Here is an 18,101-nt window from a genome sequence, read left to right on the forward strand (position 1 = left end):
TCTAGTTCCGAGGAGGTCACGCGTCTGTTGCGTGTTGAGCCGACCTCGACGCGAGTAAAAGGACGGCCGTTGTCGGAAAGGCCTGGGGCCGCCATCGCCAAGTCCAGCCCGTGGGCGGTCAGCCTGACCTCCCGAGAGACCGACGAGTGGGATGTCACGGAGGCAATTTGCCTCCTCATCGGTCGTTTCACCACGACGGCTGACGTCTGGCAGCAGCTTCCTGCGGGTGCCGCCGCTTTCCTGAGCCTAGGCCTTCATCTTGAGACCGCAAACCAAGACTTCGCGCTACGTCCCGACATCCTACGGTTCGCGGCTGATCGTAGTATCGAGATCAAGTTCGACATTTACGATCGGACTATGCCCTAGGCCTTGACCAGGCTAAGTCGCCGCGCCTGCTGCGAGTCCAGACATTCGTCTCTGTGCCCACTCGCAGGGAAGGGTCGTTTTTTGATCGTCTCGCCGCGCCAACGTGCGGTTGCTCACATACTTCGCACTGTGACACCCATATGTTGTTCCGCGGCCCGTCGGCCTCCGGACGTTTGATGCCCAGGCATCCAGGAACGATCACCAAACTCTGAATTGGTTGTGATCATTCGGCCATGATTCGGCATCAGCTTCCGGCGCAAGTTCACGAGTCATTCATTCGGGTTCCCGTACCCCCTTTTGCCCAGAACCGAACACTGCACCCCTCAAGGAGCTTCCCATGCGTGAGATCTTTCGTCCCGCCGCCTTTGCCTTGACCACGGCCTGTCTCGCGCTCGCGCTGTCGACCATTTCCAGCGGCGAGGTGTTGGCGCAGGCCAAGCAGGCGCCGCCGGCGAAGCAGGCTCCTGCGCAAGCCGCACCGCCTGCGGCAGCGGAGGCACCTGCGGTGAAGCAGATCGCGCTGACGGAGAAGCAGATCCAGGGCGTGCTCGCGGCGCAAAAGGACGTCGACGCGATCACCGACAAGATTCCGGACAATGCCAAGCCGGATCCGAAGATCGACGCGCAGCTCGATGCGGTGGCCAAGAAGAACGGCTTTGCCAGCTACGACGAGTACAACAGCGTGGTCGACAACATCAGCCTGGTGCTAGGCGGCTTCGATCCCGCGACGAAGAAGTTTGTCGGCACCGAGGTCGTGCTCAAGGCGCAGATCGCCCAGATCCAGGCCGACAAGAAGATGCCGGCCAAGGACAAGAAGGAGGCGCTCGCCGATCTCAACGAGGCGCTGAAGTCGCCGCCGCCCGCGATCGAGAACAAGGGCAATATCGACCTCGTGGCCAAGTACTACGACAAGCTCGCCGAGGCGCTCGGCGAGAGCGAGGAGTAAGCCGCTCGCGTCTTTGAGCGACATCGGTTCACGCCAGGAAGCGCGCCGAACTGAAGAACTACCCGTTCAACGAAGAAGCCTCGGAGAGATCTCCGGGGCTTCTTTTTTTGCGATCTGCTCGGCTCAGGTTCAGGTGCGGGTACGCATCCGCATCATGAAGCTGTCGTAGCTCAGCTCGGCCACCTGATTCCACGCCAGCGATTCGTTACGGAACGCGGACAGGCTCGTATACATCTTGTTGAAGTGCGGGTTGCTCTTGGAGAGATCTGCATAGATGCCGTTGGCGGCATTGTAGCAGGCCTCCAGAACTTCCTGCGGGAACGGCCTTAAGATCGCGCCCGCCGCCAACAGCCGCTTCAGCGCGGCCGGATTGACGTAGTCGTATTTGCCGGTGACCCAGGTGAACGTATCGTAGGAAGCGGTCTCGATCGCGGCTTGATAATGCTTCGGCAGGGCATTGAACTTCTCGATGTTCATGATGTTGTGGCCCTGGCCGGTGCCTTCCCACCAGCCCGGATAGTAGTAGTATTTTGCGACCTTCACGAAGCCGAGCTTCTCGTCGTCGTAGGGGCCGACCCACTCGGCTGCGTCGATGGTGCCCTTTTCCAGCGCCGGATAGATGTCGCCGCCCGCGATCTGCTGCGGCACGCCGCCGACCTTGGCGATGATGGTGCCCGCGAAACCGCCGACGCGGAATTTGAGGCCCTTGAAGTCATCCATCGACTTGATCTCTTTCCGGAACCAGCCGCCCATCTGGGCGCCGGTCGAGCCGGTCGGCACGCCGACGCAGCCATATTCCTTCAAGAGGTCGTTGAGCATGTCCATGCCGCCGCCGAAGCGCAGCCAGGAAATATGCGAGCGCGTGTTGAGGCCGAACGGCAGCGACGTGCCGAAGGTGAAGGCCGGGTTCTTGCCCCAGTAGTAATAAAGCGCCGTGTTGCCCATCTCGACGGTGCCGTTCGAAACGGCGTCGAGCACCTGCAGGCCGGGCACGATTTCGCCGGCGGCGAACGGTTGAATCTGGAATTTGTTGTCGGTGATTTCGGCGACGCGCTTCGCAAAATATTCGCAGCCGCCGTACAGCGTATCGAGCGACTTCGGCCAGCTTGCCGTGTATCGCCACTTAATTTCGGGATTCGATTGCGCAATCGCAGGCGCAGCAACTGCAGTCGCGGCGAGACCGACGCCGCCCACTTTCAAGAAATCACGACGCTTCATTTGTTTCCCCTCTGTTATCGCCGAGACCGACCAAGGGACAACGATCTGATGTCGTCTTCTCTGGTTTACCGATGGCCGTGCTGGGCTGCTTGTTTAGGAATGTCGGCCCTGAAACCAAGGCTCTTGGTTTTTCGAATGCAATCAATTTCCCGGCTTTATGGACCTGAGGGCAGGATGACGAATTAGTGATTGATAATCAAGGCTTCTGGCTCCGCCGCAGGTGCGAAGAGCTGCCTGAATAGTGAGCGGCAAGGATCTGCATCCGACGAAAGGATGAGGTGCCGAGTGGACGCGCAGGAGGCTGGCCGGAATGCCGCATTGCAGTAATTCCGCCGCGCGGCGCTCCAGATGCATCTGCGCTTTTTCGGATCTACCCAAGCGTGTGCGCGCGAGGCGGCGAGCTTGCAGTTCGCCACCATCACGCATTGCGCGATCACCGTCTCGTCGAGAATGCCGTTTCCATCGCCCTGCGCGTCTTGATGGTGTCGTTGCTTTCGTCGACCTCGACATCGCTCCAGCGAACCACTGCGCCATGCGCAACATCGTTCTTCAGCTTCACGCGATGGGCCAATCCGATCGGCAGCGCGCCGGCGGCAAGGCTTTTCGAAGCCCGCATCAGCTTGCCCCACACGGTGTAGCCGCCTTCGCCGTCGAGCATTTCGCCCGCGCGAAGATTGCGTTTCGCGACTGCTGCGACGTCGCCACGGAAATCATGCGGCTGGCCGGTCGGCTCGTTGCGTAGCGCGGCCGAGAGGATGGAGATGTTCAGCTCCAGCCCGATCAGATGATACGGCTTGTACATCGCCGCATAGCGGCCCGAGGCGTCGGTCTTCAGTCCATACTGCTTGAAGCAATCGGCGGCGTAATCGTTCGGCGCTTCCAGCACGACATAGACGCCCCAGCGCAGATCGCGGAATACGGGGCGGCCGTCGCGCTCCAGCGACGACACGACTTCGGCAAGGCCAGCCTTCTCCAGCACGCCGCCCTTGTCGCGCGGGCGCATCACATGCGGCAGATCGTCGACGCCGCAGGGCGGAAACAGCAGACCGTCCGACGGCACGTCGAGCCCGCAAGCGTTCGCAATCGCCGCCATTTCGATCGCGGATTTGGTGCCGTCCAGAAACGAGTTGAACATCTGCGGGTTCATGCCGGCCGATTGCGCTTCGCCCGCCGTCAACCCGTAATGGCTCCAGACGCCATCCGGCGTCACGTCGTGATAGGCCGGCAGATATTTCGTGCCCTTGCCGGCGGCGACGACGCGAAAGCCCGTCGCGCGCGCCCAGTCCACCATCTCGGCCGTCAGCGCCGGCTGGTCGCCATAGGCGAGCGAATAGACGACGCCGGCCTTGCGGGCTTCCTGCGCGAGCAGCGGGCCGGCAAGCACGTCGGCCTCGACATTGACCATCACGACATGCTTTCCCGCCGCGATCGCCGCGCGGGCATGACGGATACCGACGGCGGGATTGCCGGTCGCTTCCACCACGACGTCAACCGCGCTGTCCGCAATCGCGCGCATGCCATCGTCGGTGAACGTGGTTCGCGCGATCAGCGCCTGGTCCCAGCCGACGGTGCGGCAGGCTTCGCGGCCGCGATCGCGATCGATGTCGATGATAACAGGCACTTCAAGTCCCGGCGTATGCGGCACCTGCGACAGGAACATCGAGCCGAACTTGCCGGCGCCGATCAGTGCGACGCGAACCGGCTTGCCGGCCGCAGCGCGCGCGTTGAGGAGATGATGGAGATTCATGGAAAGATCCCGACAGGTAAGGCTGCAGCAATGATTATTTCTGTCATGGCCGGGCCCGTCCCGGCCATCCACGCCTTTTTCACCACCGCATCGCAAGACGTGGATGCCCGGCACATCCAGCGCGAAGACGCGCTTCGCGCTTTAGCCGGGCATGACGACCAACTTGATGCGGCGCCCGGGAGGCTACTCCGCCGCCTGGCGAGGCGCACGCGCCAGCCGCAACAGCGCGTCGTCGTCCACCGTCTGGATCGGCGTAAAGTCGCGGTGCGCGATGTATTCGGGCCGCGTCGGCGTGCGGATGTAGTTCGAGACCGCGTTCAGCGTCAGATAGACGATCTTGCGCGGGTAGGGCGTGATGTTGCCACTCGATCCGTGCACCAGGTTGCCGTGGAACATCAGCATGCCGCCGGCCTTGCCGGTCGGCGCGACGATGCCGCCTTCCTTGACGAGCCGCGTGACGGTCGCCTCATCCAGCGTCCACAGCGGATAGGACGTGGTCTCGAGATCATGCGAGGCCTTGAGGTCGCCGGCGTGCTGGCTTTTCGGCACCAGCATCAGGGGACCGTTGATCGGCATCACCTCGTCGAGGAAGATCGCGATGTTCATCGCGCGCGGCAACGGCATGCCGTCGTCGCGCTTCCAGGTGCCGTAATCCTGGTGCCACTGCCAGACGTCGCCGGTGAAGGCTGCCTTGGCGTTGATCTTGAACTGGTGCATGTAGAGCTTTTCGCCAAAGATCTGCTCGATCGGCTCGATCATGCGCGGATGCGCGCCGAGAACGCGAAATGCCTCGTTGTAGAGATGCGCGGCAAAGGCCGTGCGCGGCGCGCCGCTCTTCTCGCGCCACACCTCGGGTCGGTCAGCGTCGTAGATGCTGATCGCCTCGCGCGCGAGAAAATCCACTTCCTCCTGACTGAACAGCTCGGGCAGGAACAGCCAGCCTTCGCGGTTGAAGAACTCGATCTGCTGTGGCGTCAGTTTCATGGCGTTCTCTCCTGTGTTTTTGGTTGCCGGCGGTTACGCCGCCTTGTCGGTTGCCCTCAGTCTCTCCTCGGTCATTCGTCCCGCCGTCTGCGCATGCGCCAGCGCGGCAGCTTCCGCCGCCTTGGCGTTGCCGGCGAGAATGTGCCCGGCGATCGCCTCGTGCTCGGCCCAGGCGCTGTCGCGGTAGTCGAGCTCGGCCAGCACCGTCGCCATCGAGCGGCGCATATGTGGCCATTGCGGCGCGATCATTTCCTCGATCGCGGGATTGCCCGCGAGACGATAGACCGCGCTGTGAAAATCGACGTCGAGCGTGATCAAGCGCGCCAGCGGCGTATTGCCATCGATGGTCCGCCCGGCCTGCAGCGCCGCCTCGAGTTGCGCGCGTCCCGAAAGGTCGGACCTGGCGCGGCCAGCGGCGAGCCGGGCGGCCAGTGCGTCGATGGCGCCGCGCACCTCGTAGAGCTGTCGGATGCGCTCCGGGTCGAGCCGGGTCACCTCAAAGCCGCGGCGGCCACTTTCGGCGACGAGACCCTGCCGGTGCAGCAGATGCAGGGCGTGGGAGACCGGCTGGCGCGAAACGCCGAGCCGTTCCGCCAGCTCATTCTGCCGGATGCGATGCCCAGGCGGCAGCGATCGGTCGGTGATCGCCTCGAGAATCCGGGCATAGACCTGGTCGATCAGATTGGGGAGGGGATCCAAAGGGATCATGCCGGCTCCAAATTTGGAATACGGAATTCCGAATTCAAACGCTAGCTCTCGCCCCAATGCTCGTCAAGGCCGAAAATCGCATCATCGAGGCCCTGACACGGGAGTTTCGCCCGCGAATTCGACGATCCCGGCCAGATGCCCGCTTCAGGCGGTCGTGTTCCCAGGGACGAAGATATGACCCCGTTCATGTGAGCAGGGTTACATCGAACTCGTCGATCCGTTTGGCGTCTGCCACGGCCTCGATCGCCGATATCCGTTCGCCGCTGATGGTCAGGCGCACCACGACGCGTAGTTGCCCGCCGAGCATAACCGCGAGTGCCAAAGACCCATCGACCAGCGCCGGCTTGGCGGCTTGGGCGCGGCCCTTGAAGAACTCTGCGACCGCGGCGGCGCCTCGGATTTCGGCGAGCGAACCGAGCCGCTGCGCCGCTTGATCGGCGCGCACCACCACATCCGGATCCAGCACCGCGAGCAGCCCCTCGAAATCGCCGTCGCGGGAGGCCTTGAGGAAGGCATCGACGATGTTTTTCTGTCGGCTGAAATCGGCGTCCGGTGGTGGCGTACCCTGCACCCGGCGGCGGGCGCGGCTGGCCAATTGCCTTGCCGCGGCGGGCGTGCGGCCGACGATCGGCGCAATCTCCTCAAAGGGAACGGCAAACATGTCGTGCAGCACGAAGGCGAGCCGTTCGGCCGGAGCCAGCGTTTCCAACACCACCAGCAACGCCGCGCCGACGGAATCGGCCATCTCGGCGTCCCGCCCCTGTGCATCATCAGCGACAGGCTCCGGCACATGCGCTCCCATCGGCTCCTCGCGCCGCGCCTTGCGCGAGCGCAGCATGTCGAGGCAGACGCGGGCGACGACGGTGGTCAGCCAGCCGCCGAGGTTTTCGACCGCGCTGGTGTCGGAGCGGCTCAGCCGCAACCAGGTCTCCTGCACGGCGTCGTCGACCTCTGCGGTTGATCCCAGCATCCGGTAGGCCACCGCCCGCAGACGGGCCCGGTTGGCCTCGAATTTCTCAGCCAGAAACTTTTTCTCGTCCATCGGTCACATTCCCATGTCGTGTTTCGTCATGGCCATGACGAGCGAAAGCGCGCCGATGTGACAGCAAATCGGTGCGTCCGCGTCAAAACAGAACCAACCATATGGAGCGTAAAATGATGCAAGCCCGAATGAACCACCCGGTCATGGTTGTTCCCGATGCCATGAAAGCGCTGCACACACTCGGTGAATTGACCAAAAACAGCCTGTCGGAAAAGTTGCTCGAACTGGTGCATTTGCGCGCCAGCCAGATCAACGGCTGCAGCGTCTGCGTCGACATGCATCCAAAAATTGCCAGGAAGGCCGGGGAAACCGACGAGCGGCTGCACGCGGTGGCGGCCTGGCGCGACACGCCCTATTTCACCGAGGGCGAACGGGCGGCGCTGGCGTTGACGGAAGCGCTGACCCGGATCAGCGACCGCGCCGATCCGGTACCGGACGAGGTCTGGAGCGAGGCCGACAAGCATTTCGACGAGGCGGAGCTTGCCGCGCTGATTCTGGCGATCGCCAACATCAATGTCTGGAACAGGCTCAACGTCGCGGTGCGCCAGCCAGTGGGTGTATGGAAGGGCTAGGGGGAATATAATCCCCCAAACCAGCGTCAATTTTAGCCTGTCGGACGTGCTAAATTGACCGGCACGCGCTAAACAGATGAGCCCGGCCGGATCGGCCGGGCTTTCGACGTTTGCCCTTCGTGTCGTTTCGATCATGACCGTGCCTTTAGACCGCCTGTCCATGCTGCGACCGACCATCCGCAAGCGGATCCTCGGCATCGCCCTCGGTCTGATCTTCCTGATGGCGATCACGTCGGCGCTGTCGACGGTGATGACGCGCAAAATTGCCCACCAGCTCGACGAGTTCAGCGGCAAATATGTCGAAGCGTATGGGCATCTGGCGCGGATAAATATCCGTTCGCTGGAGCAAGCTCTGGCGCTGCGCCGGATGATGATCGGCAGGATGCAGTCGCCGCCCGACGAATCATCCGTTGCGGATCAGCGAAAAATCTATGAGGCGAAGGGGCAGGAAATAGAGCAGGAAGCGCAAGCGGCGCGTGCGCTGATCAATGCGATCATCGACGATACCTCGACTACATCCGATAATGCCCGGCTCGGCCGGATCGACGATCGAATCGAGCGCGTGATCAGCGATCTCCATCGCTACCTCGGTGAAGAATACAAGCGCCTGTTGCTACTGCTCGATGCCGGCAATTTCCCTGAGGCGCGGGCCAGCCTCGCCCGGACCGACACGCTGCGCGACGACCTCAACCAGAGAATCGAGGTTATCCGCACCGACATGCTTGCGCTGGTGCGCGGCGACGCCCTGATGACGATGCGCGACCAGAATACGGCCATTTTCATCTCCGTTGTCCTGACCATGCTTGCGAGCATTCTCGGACTGATGTTTTCGCTTTTCATCAGTACCGGCATTACCGGACCGGTCCGGCGTTTGCTGGAAGGTACCCGGGCGGTGGAAGCCGGCCGGCTCGACGGGTCGATCGACGTCACCACGCGTGACGAGATCGGCCAGCTCACGACGGCATTCAACAATATGGTCGAGCAATTGCGCCACAAGGAGCACTTGCGTGAGACCTTCGGCCGGTACGTCGACCCGCGCGTCGTCGAAGGACTGATCGACCCGCAGTCGCTGGCGTCCGGCAGCGGCGAGCGGCGGGTGATGACGGTGCTGTTCTGCGACATGAAGGGCTTTACCAGCTTGAGCGAAGGCATGACGCCGCAAGGCCTCGTCAAGGTGATGAACCACTATCTGTCGACGATGTCGGGGCCGATCCGCGGCCATCGCGGCATCATCGACAAGTATATCGGCGATGCGATCATGGCCTATTGGGGGCCTCCATTTGTCGAGCATAGCGAACAGGCGCGGCTGGCCTGTCTTGCCGCCGTCGAGATGGCCGATCGCGGCGCGGCGTTGCGAACCGAGCTGCCCGAATTGCTCGGCGTTCGCACCGTGCCAAGCGATTGCGAGGTTCGCATCGGCATTGCAACCGGCGAGGTGCTGGTCGGCAGCATCGGCTCGGAATTCATGATGAGCTATACCGTGATGGGCGATGCCGTGAATCTGGCCTCACGCCTCGAGAATGCCAACAAGGTCTACGGCAGCCACTCGCTGGCGTCAGAACCTGCGATCACCGCGGCCGGCGATGCGATCGAGGCGCGGGAGATCGACCGCCTGGTGGTCGCGGGCCAGACCCGCCCCGAGGCGGTATTCGAGATCTTGGGGCGCAAGGGTGAACTTGGCGAGAAACAATTGGTATTGCGGGACCGATATGCCGAAGGGCTTGCCGCCTATCGTGCGCGCCGTTGGGATGATGCGCGCCGCGAATTCAGGGCCTGCCTCGAAGCGGTCCCCGGCGACGGGCCGTCGCTGGCGCTGGCCCAACGCGTCGAGAATTTTCTGGCCAATCCGCCCCCCGCCGATTGGGATGGTGCGTGGCGCCTCGATCAGAAGTAATGCGGCGCGGTGCGTTCAGGCCTGCAGAAAATCCAGCACGACGTTGCAAAATTCCTGCGGCGCCTGTTCGAACATCCAATGGCGCGTGCCCGGTATGACAGCGGTCCTTGCGCCCGGAATATGCTCGGCCAGTACGCGCCAGTTCACCGCCAAACCGCCCCTGGTGTCGCCGCCGCCGATAAACAAGGTCGGCGTCTTGATCGATTCCGCTTCGCTCCTTGCAAAGGGCTTGCGGTTTTCGCCGACCTGGCCGAGCAGCGTGTAAATATTGTCGCGCAATTGCTGCCTCGGCACCGCAGGCCATCGCCTCCACGCGCCTTCACCGTCGATGCCGTCGACGAACAGCGCGAGTGCACCGTCGATGTCGCCGTTTCGCACCAGCTCGGCCGCGACCGGAACGCGCGGGCCGAGCGGAACGGGACCGGGCGGCGCACTGGCCGGCTGCAGCGCCGGTTCGAGATCGCCGCCGGGTTCAGCAAGAACGGCCTTGCGCAACAGGTCAGGCCGCGCCTGCGCCACGCGGAAGCCGATATGGCCGCCGCGCGAATGGCCGATCAGATCGACAGGGCCAACGTTCAGCTTTTCGATGAAGCCGATCACGTCGGCGACGTGCTGCGCCATCAGAAAGTCATTGCCGACGCCGTCCCAATGTTCGGGAAAGAAACGCCGCAGGCTGAGCGAGATCACGCGCTTCTGTCTCGACAGCGGTCCGAGCACCGCATTCCAGGTGCGGAAATCGCCGAGCGTGCCGTGTACGAGAACCAGCGGTGGTGTGTCGACGGTGCTTTTGCCGACGTCGAGATAGGCCATGTCATAGCCGTTGACGCTCAAGGTCTGCATCAGGATCAGTCCTCCGCGAGATACGCCAAAACGATCTCGCAATATTTCTGCGGGGCCTGCTCGAACATCGGATGGGTGGTGCCAGGAATCATCTCGGTGCGCGATCCCTTCACGTTGGACGCCAAGGCCTTCAGCACCTTCGGCAGTGTACCCTTGGTGTTGGCTCCGCCAATGAAAAGCGTTGGTGTTTCGATCGCTTCTGCATCCGCCTTGGAGAAGGGCGGCCGCTGGTCGCGCATTTGCCCAATCAGTGTTGTGGCATTGTCGCGCAGCAATTGCTTGGGCGTCTCCGGCAGGCGTTTCCACGCGCCGGGACCTTCCAGCGCATCCATGAAGATCAGCAAGCCGCCGTCGATATCGCCCCTGGCGATCACCTCGGCCGAAGCTGCGATCATGCCGGCGAGCGGCGAGGGGCCGGGCTTGTAGGCGGGGTCGAGCGTGGCGTCGAGTTCGCCGCCCGGTTCGGCCAGGATCAGCTTGCGCAACAGGTCCGGGCGGCGCTGCGCGACGCGAAAGCAGATATGCCCGCCGCGGGAATGGCCCATCAGGTCGACCGGCCTCGTATCCAGCTTTTCGATGAAGCCGATGACGTCATTCACATGCTGCGCGATCGAATAGGTATCGCCGACGCCGTCCCATTGCTCGGGGAAGAAGTGTCGCAACGAGGGGGCGATCACGCGGTGCCGGCGCGTCAGCGGTCCCAGCACCGACGACCAGATCCGGAAGTCGCAGAGCGAGCCATGCACGCAGACCAACGGCGGTCCGTTGCCGGTACTTTGGCCGATGTCGATATAGGCCATGTCATAGCCGTTGACGTGAAAGGTTTGCATACGGTCTCGTGAGGGATGAAAGAGGGCTCAGGCCACTGCGGGCCCTGGGCGGGAGCCCCAGATCAGCGGAAGTTGTTCATGCCGTCAAGTTCCCACGGAATTCGGGTGGATAGCAATAATCTCCAAGCCTAGATTTGGGCCAGATGCGAAACGGGGTGGCACTAGACAGGAGAATATGGAGCCAGCCATGACCGGGCACCATTTTACGATATTCGACACCGCAATCGGCCGCTGCGGCATCGTGTGGGGCGAGCGCGGTATCACCTCGGTGCAATTGCCGATGGGCGATGAAAAGAAAACCCGCACCCGCCTGCAGCAGCGCCATGGCGACCTGATCGAGGCCCCGCCGCCGGCGAAGGTGCAGGCCGCGATCGACGGAATGGTCGAGCTGCTCGAGGGCAAGCCGAACGATCTTGCCGACGTCGTGCTCGATCTCGACGGCGTACCCGAGTTCAACCGCGGCGTCTATGACATCGCGCGTACGATTCCGCCGGGCCAGACCATGACCTATGGCGACATCGCCAAAAAACTCGGTGGCGTCGAGCTGTCGCGCGACGTCGGCCAGGCGCTGGGCCGTAACCCCTGTCCGATCGTGGTGCCCTGTCACCGCGTGCTGGCGGCGGGCAACAAGCCCGGAGGCTTCTCCGCCAATGGCGGGGTGGTGACGAAATTGAAGATGCTGGCGATCGAGGGCGCGGTGGTGAACCACACGCCGAGCCTGTTCGATTGAGGGCTTCTTGTTTGACGCGTTTTCTTCACGCGAACCGGTATCCACTTCGCTCGAAAACGCTNCTCACCGCCCCTTGAAGTTCGGCGTTCGCTTCTCGTTGAAGGCAAGCACGCCTTCGCGGCGGTCCTCGGTCGGGACCATGCGATTGTAGGCCTCGATTTCCAGCACGAGGCCATCGCGCAGCGACAATTGCAGGCCGCGATGGATCGACAGCTTTGCCTGGCGGACGGAGATCGGCGCGTTGCGGGCGATCCGCGCCGCGGCCGCCAGCGCCGAAGGCAACAGCTCCGGCTGCGGAAAGACTTCGTTCACAAAACCCCATTCCCGTGCTTCTGCAGAGGTAAACGGCTTGCCGGTCAGGATCAGCTCCTTGGCGCGGCGCTCGCCGACAGCGCGCGGCAGGGTTTGGGTACCGCCGCCGCCCGGCATGATGCCGAGCGTGACTTCAGTCAGCGCGAAGCGTGCGCTTTCCGCGGCGTAGAGAAAATCGCAGCAGCCCGCAATCTCGCAGCCGCCGCCATAGGCGGCGCCGTTGACGGCGCCGATGATCGGTACCGGGCAGTCGATCAGCGCCCGCACCATCCGCTCGAAAATGACATGCTGACGCGTCCATGCCTCGTCGGTCATGCCGCGGCGTTCCTTCAGGTCGCCGCCGGCACAGAATGCTTTTTCGCCGGTGCCGGTCAGGACGATGCAGCGCAGGGTCTTCGGATCGAGCGCGACGTCCTCGAAATAGCGCACGAGATCGCGGCCCATCTGCGTGTTGAGCGCGTTGGAGGCATCCGGACGGTTCAGCCGGACGACCGCTACGTGTTCATCGACCGGCTCGATCGAAAGCGTTTCGAAAGCGGACGGGTTTTGATTCATATCGCCTCGCAGGTAAATCCGCTGCCCGCGCGTCGGATCTTCCCAACCGAGGGTGAAGGGAAATGCGCCGTACAGCACAGCGTCTCGGTGTCGCAATAGCGTTCCAGAAAGCCTCGTCGCGTCTTCGCCGCCTGCGCCTGGTCGACGTCGAACTTGACGGACAATTCCGGATAGCGCGTCTGCAGCGGCGAATGCATCAGGTCGCCCGAGAATACCGCGTCATCCTTGGCACGACCGAAGGTGAAGGCGGCGTGGCCGGGCGTGTGGCCCGGCGTCGGCAGGATGCGGGTGTGATCGCCAATCGCGAAGTCGCTGCGGACGATTTCGGCCTGTTTGCTTTCCACGACCGGCAGCACGCTGTCGGCAAACGGCGGCACCGGCGTCTTGGCGTGCGTCTCGGTCCAGTAGTCGAATTCGGTCTTGTCGAAGACGTAGCGCGCTTTCGGGAAGGTCGGCACCCAGCGGCCATTGTCGAGCCGCGTGTTCCAGCCGACATGGTCGACGTGCAGATGCGTGCACATGACATAGTCGATGTCGTCGACCGAGAATCCGGCGGCGGCGAGACCGCGCATATAGGTGTCGTCGGTCTTCATGTTCCATTTCGGCCGCTGCGGCCGCGGCTTGTCGTTGCCGATGCAGCTATCGATCAGAATCGTGTGGTGCGGTGTCTTCACGACATAGGACTGGAAGCACAGGATCAGCACGTCCTTGTCATCGAGTGCGCCGGCGTCTCGCATCCATGCCCGGTTCTCGGTGAGGACTTCCGGCGTCAGGCCCGGCAGCAGCTCCAGCGCCGGCAGGAAGGTGGTTTCCTGTTCGATGATGCGGTGGATGGTGAGGTCGCCGACGGAGAATTTCAAACTCATGCTTGCTCCCGATCGATTGGGGCGCGGTGTCTTACCGGGCGCCGGGAATGACGAAATTGGCGAGGATGTCGAGCGCCGCACTTCCTTGCCGAGGGCTGCCATAAAGCCCTGAAGTCGTCACCATCACAAGGTCGAGCTCGGGGATGATGAAGATGCGCTGGCCGCCGAGTCCCTGGGCCGCAATCCACCTCACATCCTTGTCGCCGGATAGCGTGCGACCCATCCACCATTGCTGTCCGTAATAGAACAGGCCACCGAAATAGCCGATCGCCTGGAAGCGCGGCGTGACCGATTGCTCGATCCATTTCGCCGAGACAATTTCCCGGCCGCCCCACGCGCCCTTGTTGAGCACGAGCTGGCCGATTTTTGCGGCGTCGCGCGGGCGCAAGCGAAGGCCTGCGGCCGACGAAATATGCTCGTTCCGGTACTTCATCCATTCCCAGTCCGAGATGCCGAGGGGAGCGAATAGCGCCTCGCGCGCGAACGCTTCCAGTGACTTGCCCGATACACGCTCTATGACGTTGCCGAGCAGGTCCGTTCCACCGCTATTGTAATTCCAGACGGTGTCCGGAGGCGCCACGATCGGCTTCGACAGGACATAGCGGAACGGGTCGGCGTCCATGCTGAGTTGCCGTTCGTCATTTTGCGGATCGGCCCAGGGGCGGCTCTGATCCCATTGCATGCCCGACGTCATGGTCAGGAGGTGACGGAGGGTGATGTTGTCCCAGCCCGCCGTTTTCAGCGCCGAGTAGTCCGGAAAGAATTTGAGGATGGGGTCATCCACGCTCTTGATCAGCTCGCGATCGATCGCAATCCCCACCAGGAGCGACGTCACGCTTTTCGAAACCGACCGCATGTCGTGCTTGGTGGTCGCATCGAACTCGAACGGTCCCCTGGCCGTTCCCCAGAGCTCGTCAGGGCCATTGAAGTATTGATCGAACACCAGCTTGCCATGGCGCGCGATCAGCACGGCATGCACGTTTGCATTGGTGGCCGCGAGCCGCGCCGCGATGCCGCACAGGCGGGAGCCATCGAGGCCGACGCTCTCGGGTGTCGCGGTCGGCCAGCCATCGTTGAGCGATGTCGGGCTTCCGCAGGCGAGATTGCGCTGGTCGGTCGTGAACTGATGGATCTGTGCCGCCGCGGCAGAAGCCGCGAGTACGACGACGGCGGCAAGCCCGAGGCGCCGCAATACGTTGCCACCCTCGCGCATGCCGCTGTCTCCTCTTTAGATGTTACGCCGGGGGCGGCACCGAGATCTTTACCGACGGCCGCTCCAGCATCTTCTGATGGAAGGCGTCGAGCTTCGGATAGGCCTTGCGCCAGCCGCAATCGGCAAAGCGGAAGTCCGCATAGCCGAGCACACAAACAAGGCCGATCTGCGCAATGTTGAACGGACCGGACAGCACGTCGGGCCTGTTCTCGAACCGCGCCATGCCGGCCCAGGCCCGCTTCCAGTGGTCGTCGTGCCAGGCGTCCCAGCGCAGCCCTTCCGGGCGTACCATCTTTTCGTAGCGGCACAGCAGCATGGAATCGAGCATGCCTTGCAGCAGGGAGTGGTCGCTCTTGACCTTCCAGCGTTCGGGCCCGGATGCGGGGATCAGCTTACCGCCGCCGGCGAGTTCATCGAGATATTCGACGATGACATAGGAATCGAGAATAACGTCGCCATTGTCGAGGATCAGCACCGGCAGCTTCTTCAGCGGCGTGATCCTCGAATATTCCTCGTTAGGCTGCCCCGGCGCAACGGTGGCTGGCGTGAGTTCGATCTTGTCGATCAGACCGGTCTCGATCGCGGCGATGCGGACCTTTCGGGCGAAGGGGGAGGCGGGAGAGAAGGTGAGTTTCATGCTGGGAGTTTCCCCTGGAAGGTTTCTTCTTGTTATCTACGGCCATGACGACCACGCGATGTCATCATCCGCCTTGTGCGAATTGCGCACTGGGGCGGATGATCCAGTACGCCGCGACGGTTCGGTTTCTCACCAAAGCTGCAGCGTACTGGATACCACGCTTGCGCGGGGTATGACGTCTAGGCCGCGATGATTTCCTGGCGCTGCTCGCCGAGGCCGTCGATGCCGAGCGTGACGACGTCGCCGACATTGAGGAAGGTCGGCGGCTTCATGCCGAGGCCGACGCCGGGCGGGGTGCCGGTCGTGACGATGTCGCCGGGCAACAGCGTCATGAACTGCGAGACATAGGAAATGCACTTCGCCATCGAGAAGATCATGGTCGAGGTGTTGCCGGTCTGGCGGCGCTGGCCGTTGACGTCGAGCCACATGCCGAGCTTCTGCACGTCAGCGATTTCGTCCCTGGTGACGAGCCAGGGCCCGACCGGCCCGAACGTGTCGTGCGATTTGCCCTTGGTCCACTGGCCGCCGCGCTCCTGCTGGAAATTGCGCTCGGAGACGTCGTTGCAGACGCAATAGCCGGCGACGTGGCTGAGCGCGTCGGCTTCCGAGACATACTTGGCGCGGGTGCCGATGATGGCGGCGATTTCGACTTCCCAGTCGAGCTTGGTGGAGCCGCGCGGCTTTTCGACCGCGTCGTTCGGGCCCGACAGCGAGGTGTTGGCCTTGATGAAGAAGATCGGCTCGGTCGGGATCGGCGATCCCGTCTCCTTGGCGTGGTCGCTGTAGTTCAGGCCGATGGCGACGAATTTCGAGATGCCCGTGACCGGCGCGCCGAAGCGCTGCTTGCCGTCGACGGCGGGAAGCTTGGAGGTATCCAGCGCCGCCAGCTTGGCCAGCGAGGCCGGCGCATAGGCCTCCCCGTCGAGGTCCCGGATCTGGGCGGAAAGATCGCGCAACTGGCCGGATTTATCGATCAGGCCGGGCTTTTCCGCACCCTTGGCGCCGTAACGAACAAGCTTCATTTTATCGCTCCCTGCGGGGTTTTCTTTGGGAATTCGGGGGAATTTCCGTAAAAGTTCAGACGCTTCTTGGAACAGCGGCGCAGGAAATTCAACTGCCGAAAGCGCAGGGTAGGGTGGGCAAAGGCGCCCAACATCACCCCAGGGATTCATCCCAAGGATACAAACCTGAACGCATCTCCATCGCGCCTGATGTGGCCGGCGCCAAAGTGCCCGCCGATTACCAGCGTTGGCGTGTCGGCAAAGCGTGAAAATAACTCGCGCCGGGTCTCGGCCGACTGCCGGGGATCGGAATCGGCGGTCGAGGACCAGCCGAGATGGGCCATCTGGCAGGGATGGTGGGCGACATCCCCCGTCAGCAGGCCTTCCTTCCCCTCCGACTGTATATGGACGCTCATATGGCCCGGGCTGTGGCCAGGGGTTGGGATTAGGGTGATCTCATCCGAAAGCCTGGCATCGCTGGCGAGGAGATCGGCCTTGCCGGCGTCGGCGATCGGTCTCACGGAATCGTTGAACACCGCGATCTTGTCCGGCTCATCGCTGTGGTCGCGCCAGTAGTCGTATTCAGTCTTGCCGAACAGGTATCGGGCATTGGCGAAGGTCGGCACCCATTTGCCGTCGACAAGTTTCGTGTTCCAGCCGACATGGTCGACATGCAGATGCGTGCACAGCACGGTGTCGATGCTGTCGGGCGGAAAGCCCGCCGCCGTCAGCGTATCGAGGAACGGATCCTTGCGATTGTTCCAGGTCGGCACCTTGCGGCCCTGCTTGTCGTTGCCGAGTCCGGTATCGACGATGATGCGGCGCGTGGGCGTCTCGACCAGTAGCGAATGGATCGACATCTTCAGTCGTCCTTCCGCGGTGGCGAACTGCGGAATCAGCCAGGGCAGTTTCTGGATTTCCTCGTTGGTTGCGAGCGGCAGGATAAATCGTGTGCTGCCCACGGTTTCCGTTTCGACGATTCTCGTGATCCTGACCCTGCCCACGTTCCACAGCATCCGACGGTTCCTCTCGTTTCTGGTTGTTCGGGCAAGGATGCGGGTTTCCGGTTTCCGGCGCAACGGATCATCTCGCGGCGTTTGGCGTTATCGCATGGCCCGTATGAGGAACATGCGATGCCGGAACTGATGATTTCGCCCGAGAAAGTCGGCTTTCTGATCGAGAAGGCCCGGCAGTTCGACGTCAAGGAAGCGGCGTCCGATCCGGACTCCGGATCAAACCCTGCCGATGACGACATGATCGATGTGCTGGAAGATGATGGACGCGACCCGGTCGTGCGCGAGATTGCCGGTTTCATCAATGCGCTGAGCGAGGACGAACAGATCGACCTCGTCGCTCTGATGCGGCTCGGCCGCGGCGACGGAACCATCGAGGAATGGAAAGATCTGCGGCGGCAGGCCGCGGAAGGACGTAGTGGTCCCACCGCGCGCTATCTCCTGGGCGAGCCGATGCTCGGCGATCTTCTCGCCGAGGGGCTCGATGAGTTCGGCCTCTCCTGGACCAAGGAGCGGACCACGCCGTTCCACTGACGAAAGCGTGACGGCGCTTCTTCGAATCGTCATCACGCTTTTGCTTTTTGTTTGAGCATGATCTCCGCGCAAACGCGTTCGCGTTTGTCGCGA

Annotated in this window: 18 protein-coding genes and 1 pseudogene; 6 read left to right on the forward strand and 13 right to left on the reverse strand. The window is 62.7% G+C overall.

What is annotated here, in order from left to right; translation table 11 throughout:
• Window positions 1–18 precede the first annotated feature (18 nt).
• Window positions 19–366, forward strand: a pseudogene (locus tag CQ14_RS48245) (DUF4279 domain-containing protein); the annotation flags it as partial.
• Window positions 367–703: 337 nt separating this feature from the next.
• Window positions 704–1,312, forward strand: coding sequence for a hypothetical protein (locus CQ14_RS15620; protein WP_057858741.1), 609 nt, complete (start codon window positions 704–706; stop codon window positions 1,310–1,312).
• Between the two features lie 129 nt (window positions 1,313–1,441).
• Here the strand turns inward: CQ14_RS15620 and CQ14_RS15625 are convergent, their stop codons facing one another.
• The 5 genes from CQ14_RS15625 to CQ14_RS15645 all read right to left on the reverse strand — a co-directional run bounded on the left by CQ14_RS15625 (window position 1,442) and on the right by CQ14_RS15645 (window position 7,011).
• The gene (locus CQ14_RS15625) at window positions 1,442–2,530 is read right to left on the reverse strand and encodes a TRAP transporter substrate-binding protein (RefSeq protein ID WP_057858742.1); all 1,089 of its coding nucleotides are present in this window, start codon (window positions 2,528–2,530) and stop codon (window positions 1,442–1,444) included.
• Between the two features lie 433 nt (window positions 2,531–2,963).
• The gene (locus CQ14_RS15630; protein WP_057858743.1) at window positions 2,964–4,277 is read right to left on the reverse strand and encodes an NAD(P)H-dependent oxidoreductase; all 1,314 of its coding nucleotides are present in this window, start codon (window positions 4,275–4,277) and stop codon (window positions 2,964–2,966) included.
• Between the two features lie 183 nt (window positions 4,278–4,460).
• Window positions 4,461–5,261 (reverse strand): phytanoyl-CoA dioxygenase family protein, encoded by an 801-nt coding sequence (locus CQ14_RS15635; RefSeq protein ID WP_057858744.1) that lies wholly within the window; start codon window positions 5,259–5,261, stop codon window positions 4,461–4,463.
• Between the two features lie 33 nt (window positions 5,262–5,294).
• Window positions 5,295–5,969: a GntR family transcriptional regulator gene (locus CQ14_RS15640; protein ID WP_057858745.1), complete on the reverse strand. Its 675-nt coding sequence runs from the start codon at window positions 5,967–5,969 to the stop codon at window positions 5,295–5,297.
• A gap of 184 nt (window positions 5,970–6,153) precedes the next feature.
• Complete coding sequence (locus CQ14_RS15645) at window positions 6,154–7,011, reverse strand: sigma-70 family RNA polymerase sigma factor (protein WP_057858746.1); 858 nt, start codon at window positions 7,009–7,011, stop codon at window positions 6,154–6,156.
• Between the two features lie 116 nt (window positions 7,012–7,127).
• Between CQ14_RS15645 and CQ14_RS15650 the strand changes: the two genes are divergently transcribed.
• Window positions 7,128–7,583: a carboxymuconolactone decarboxylase family protein gene (locus CQ14_RS15650; protein WP_057858810.1), complete on the forward strand. Its 456-nt coding sequence runs from the start codon at window positions 7,128–7,130 to the stop codon at window positions 7,581–7,583.
• A gap of 160 nt (window positions 7,584–7,743) precedes the next feature.
• Entirely contained in the window at window positions 7,744–9,477 is a 1,734-nt protein-coding gene (locus tag CQ14_RS15655) for an adenylate/guanylate cyclase domain-containing protein (RefSeq protein ID WP_057858811.1), read from the forward strand.
• Window positions 9,478–9,492: 15 nt separating this feature from the next.
• Here CQ14_RS15655 and CQ14_RS15660 read toward each other — a convergent pair whose 3' ends face one another.
• Both CQ14_RS15660 and CQ14_RS15665 read right to left on the reverse strand, forming a co-directional pair.
• Window positions 9,493–10,317 carry an alpha/beta fold hydrolase gene (locus CQ14_RS15660; protein ID WP_057858747.1) on the reverse strand — a complete coding sequence of 275 codons (825 nt, stop codon included), beginning with the start codon at window positions 10,315–10,317 and terminating at the stop codon, window positions 9,493–9,495.
• A gap of 5 nt (window positions 10,318–10,322) precedes the next feature.
• On the reverse strand, window positions 10,323–11,147 hold the full coding sequence (locus CQ14_RS15665) for an alpha/beta fold hydrolase (protein WP_057858748.1): 825 nt from the start codon (window positions 11,145–11,147) through the stop codon (window positions 10,323–10,325).
• Between the two features lie 187 nt (window positions 11,148–11,334).
• On the opposite strand from CQ14_RS15665, the gene CQ14_RS15670 reads away from it, so the two are divergent.
• Entirely contained in the window at window positions 11,335–11,877 is a 543-nt protein-coding gene (locus CQ14_RS15670) for a methylated-DNA--[protein]-cysteine S-methyltransferase (protein WP_057858749.1), read from the forward strand.
• 63 nt (window positions 11,878–11,940) lie between these two features.
• On the opposite strand, the gene CQ14_RS15675 is transcribed toward CQ14_RS15670, so the two are convergent.
• The 6 genes from CQ14_RS15675 to CQ14_RS15700 all read right to left on the reverse strand — a co-directional run bounded on the left by CQ14_RS15675 (window position 11,941) and on the right by CQ14_RS15700 (window position 17,477).
• On the reverse strand, window positions 11,941–12,744 hold the full coding sequence (locus CQ14_RS15675) for an enoyl-CoA hydratase/isomerase family protein (RefSeq protein ID WP_057858750.1): 804 nt from the start codon (window positions 12,742–12,744) through the stop codon (window positions 11,941–11,943).
• On the reverse strand, window positions 12,741–13,610 hold the full coding sequence (locus CQ14_RS15680) for an MBL fold metallo-hydrolase (protein WP_057858751.1): 870 nt from the start codon (window positions 13,608–13,610) through the stop codon (window positions 12,741–12,743). The genes CQ14_RS15675 and CQ14_RS15680 overlap by 4 nt, the downstream gene beginning before the upstream one ends.
• A gap of 31 nt (window positions 13,611–13,641) precedes the next feature.
• Window positions 13,642–14,823 carry a serine hydrolase domain-containing protein gene (locus CQ14_RS15685; RefSeq protein ID WP_057858752.1) on the reverse strand — a complete coding sequence of 394 codons (1,182 nt, stop codon included), beginning with the start codon at window positions 14,821–14,823 and terminating at the stop codon, window positions 13,642–13,644.
• 22 nt (window positions 14,824–14,845) lie between these two features.
• On the reverse strand, window positions 14,846–15,460 hold the full coding sequence (locus tag CQ14_RS15690; RefSeq protein ID WP_057858753.1) for a glutathione S-transferase family protein: 615 nt from the start codon (window positions 15,458–15,460) through the stop codon (window positions 14,846–14,848).
• 179 nt (window positions 15,461–15,639) lie between these two features.
• A complete protein-coding gene (locus CQ14_RS15695) occupies window positions 15,640–16,482 on the reverse strand; it encodes a fumarylacetoacetate hydrolase family protein (RefSeq protein ID WP_057858754.1) in 843 nt (280 codons plus the stop codon).
• Between the two features lie 146 nt (window positions 16,483–16,628).
• Window positions 16,629–17,477 (reverse strand): MBL fold metallo-hydrolase, encoded by an 849-nt coding sequence (locus CQ14_RS15700; RefSeq protein WP_057858755.1) that lies wholly within the window; start codon window positions 17,475–17,477, stop codon window positions 16,629–16,631.
• A gap of 117 nt (window positions 17,478–17,594) precedes the next feature.
• On the opposite strand from CQ14_RS15700, the gene CQ14_RS15705 reads away from it, so the two are divergent.
• A complete protein-coding gene (locus CQ14_RS15705; protein ID WP_057858756.1) occupies window positions 17,595–18,008 on the forward strand; it encodes a DUF3775 domain-containing protein in 414 nt (137 codons plus the stop codon).
• Window positions 18,009–18,101 lie beyond the last annotated feature (93 nt).

Source organism: Bradyrhizobium lablabi, from assembly GCF_001440475.1.
GTDB classification, from domain to species: Bacteria; Pseudomonadota; Alphaproteobacteria; order Rhizobiales; family Xanthobacteraceae; genus Bradyrhizobium; species Bradyrhizobium lablabi.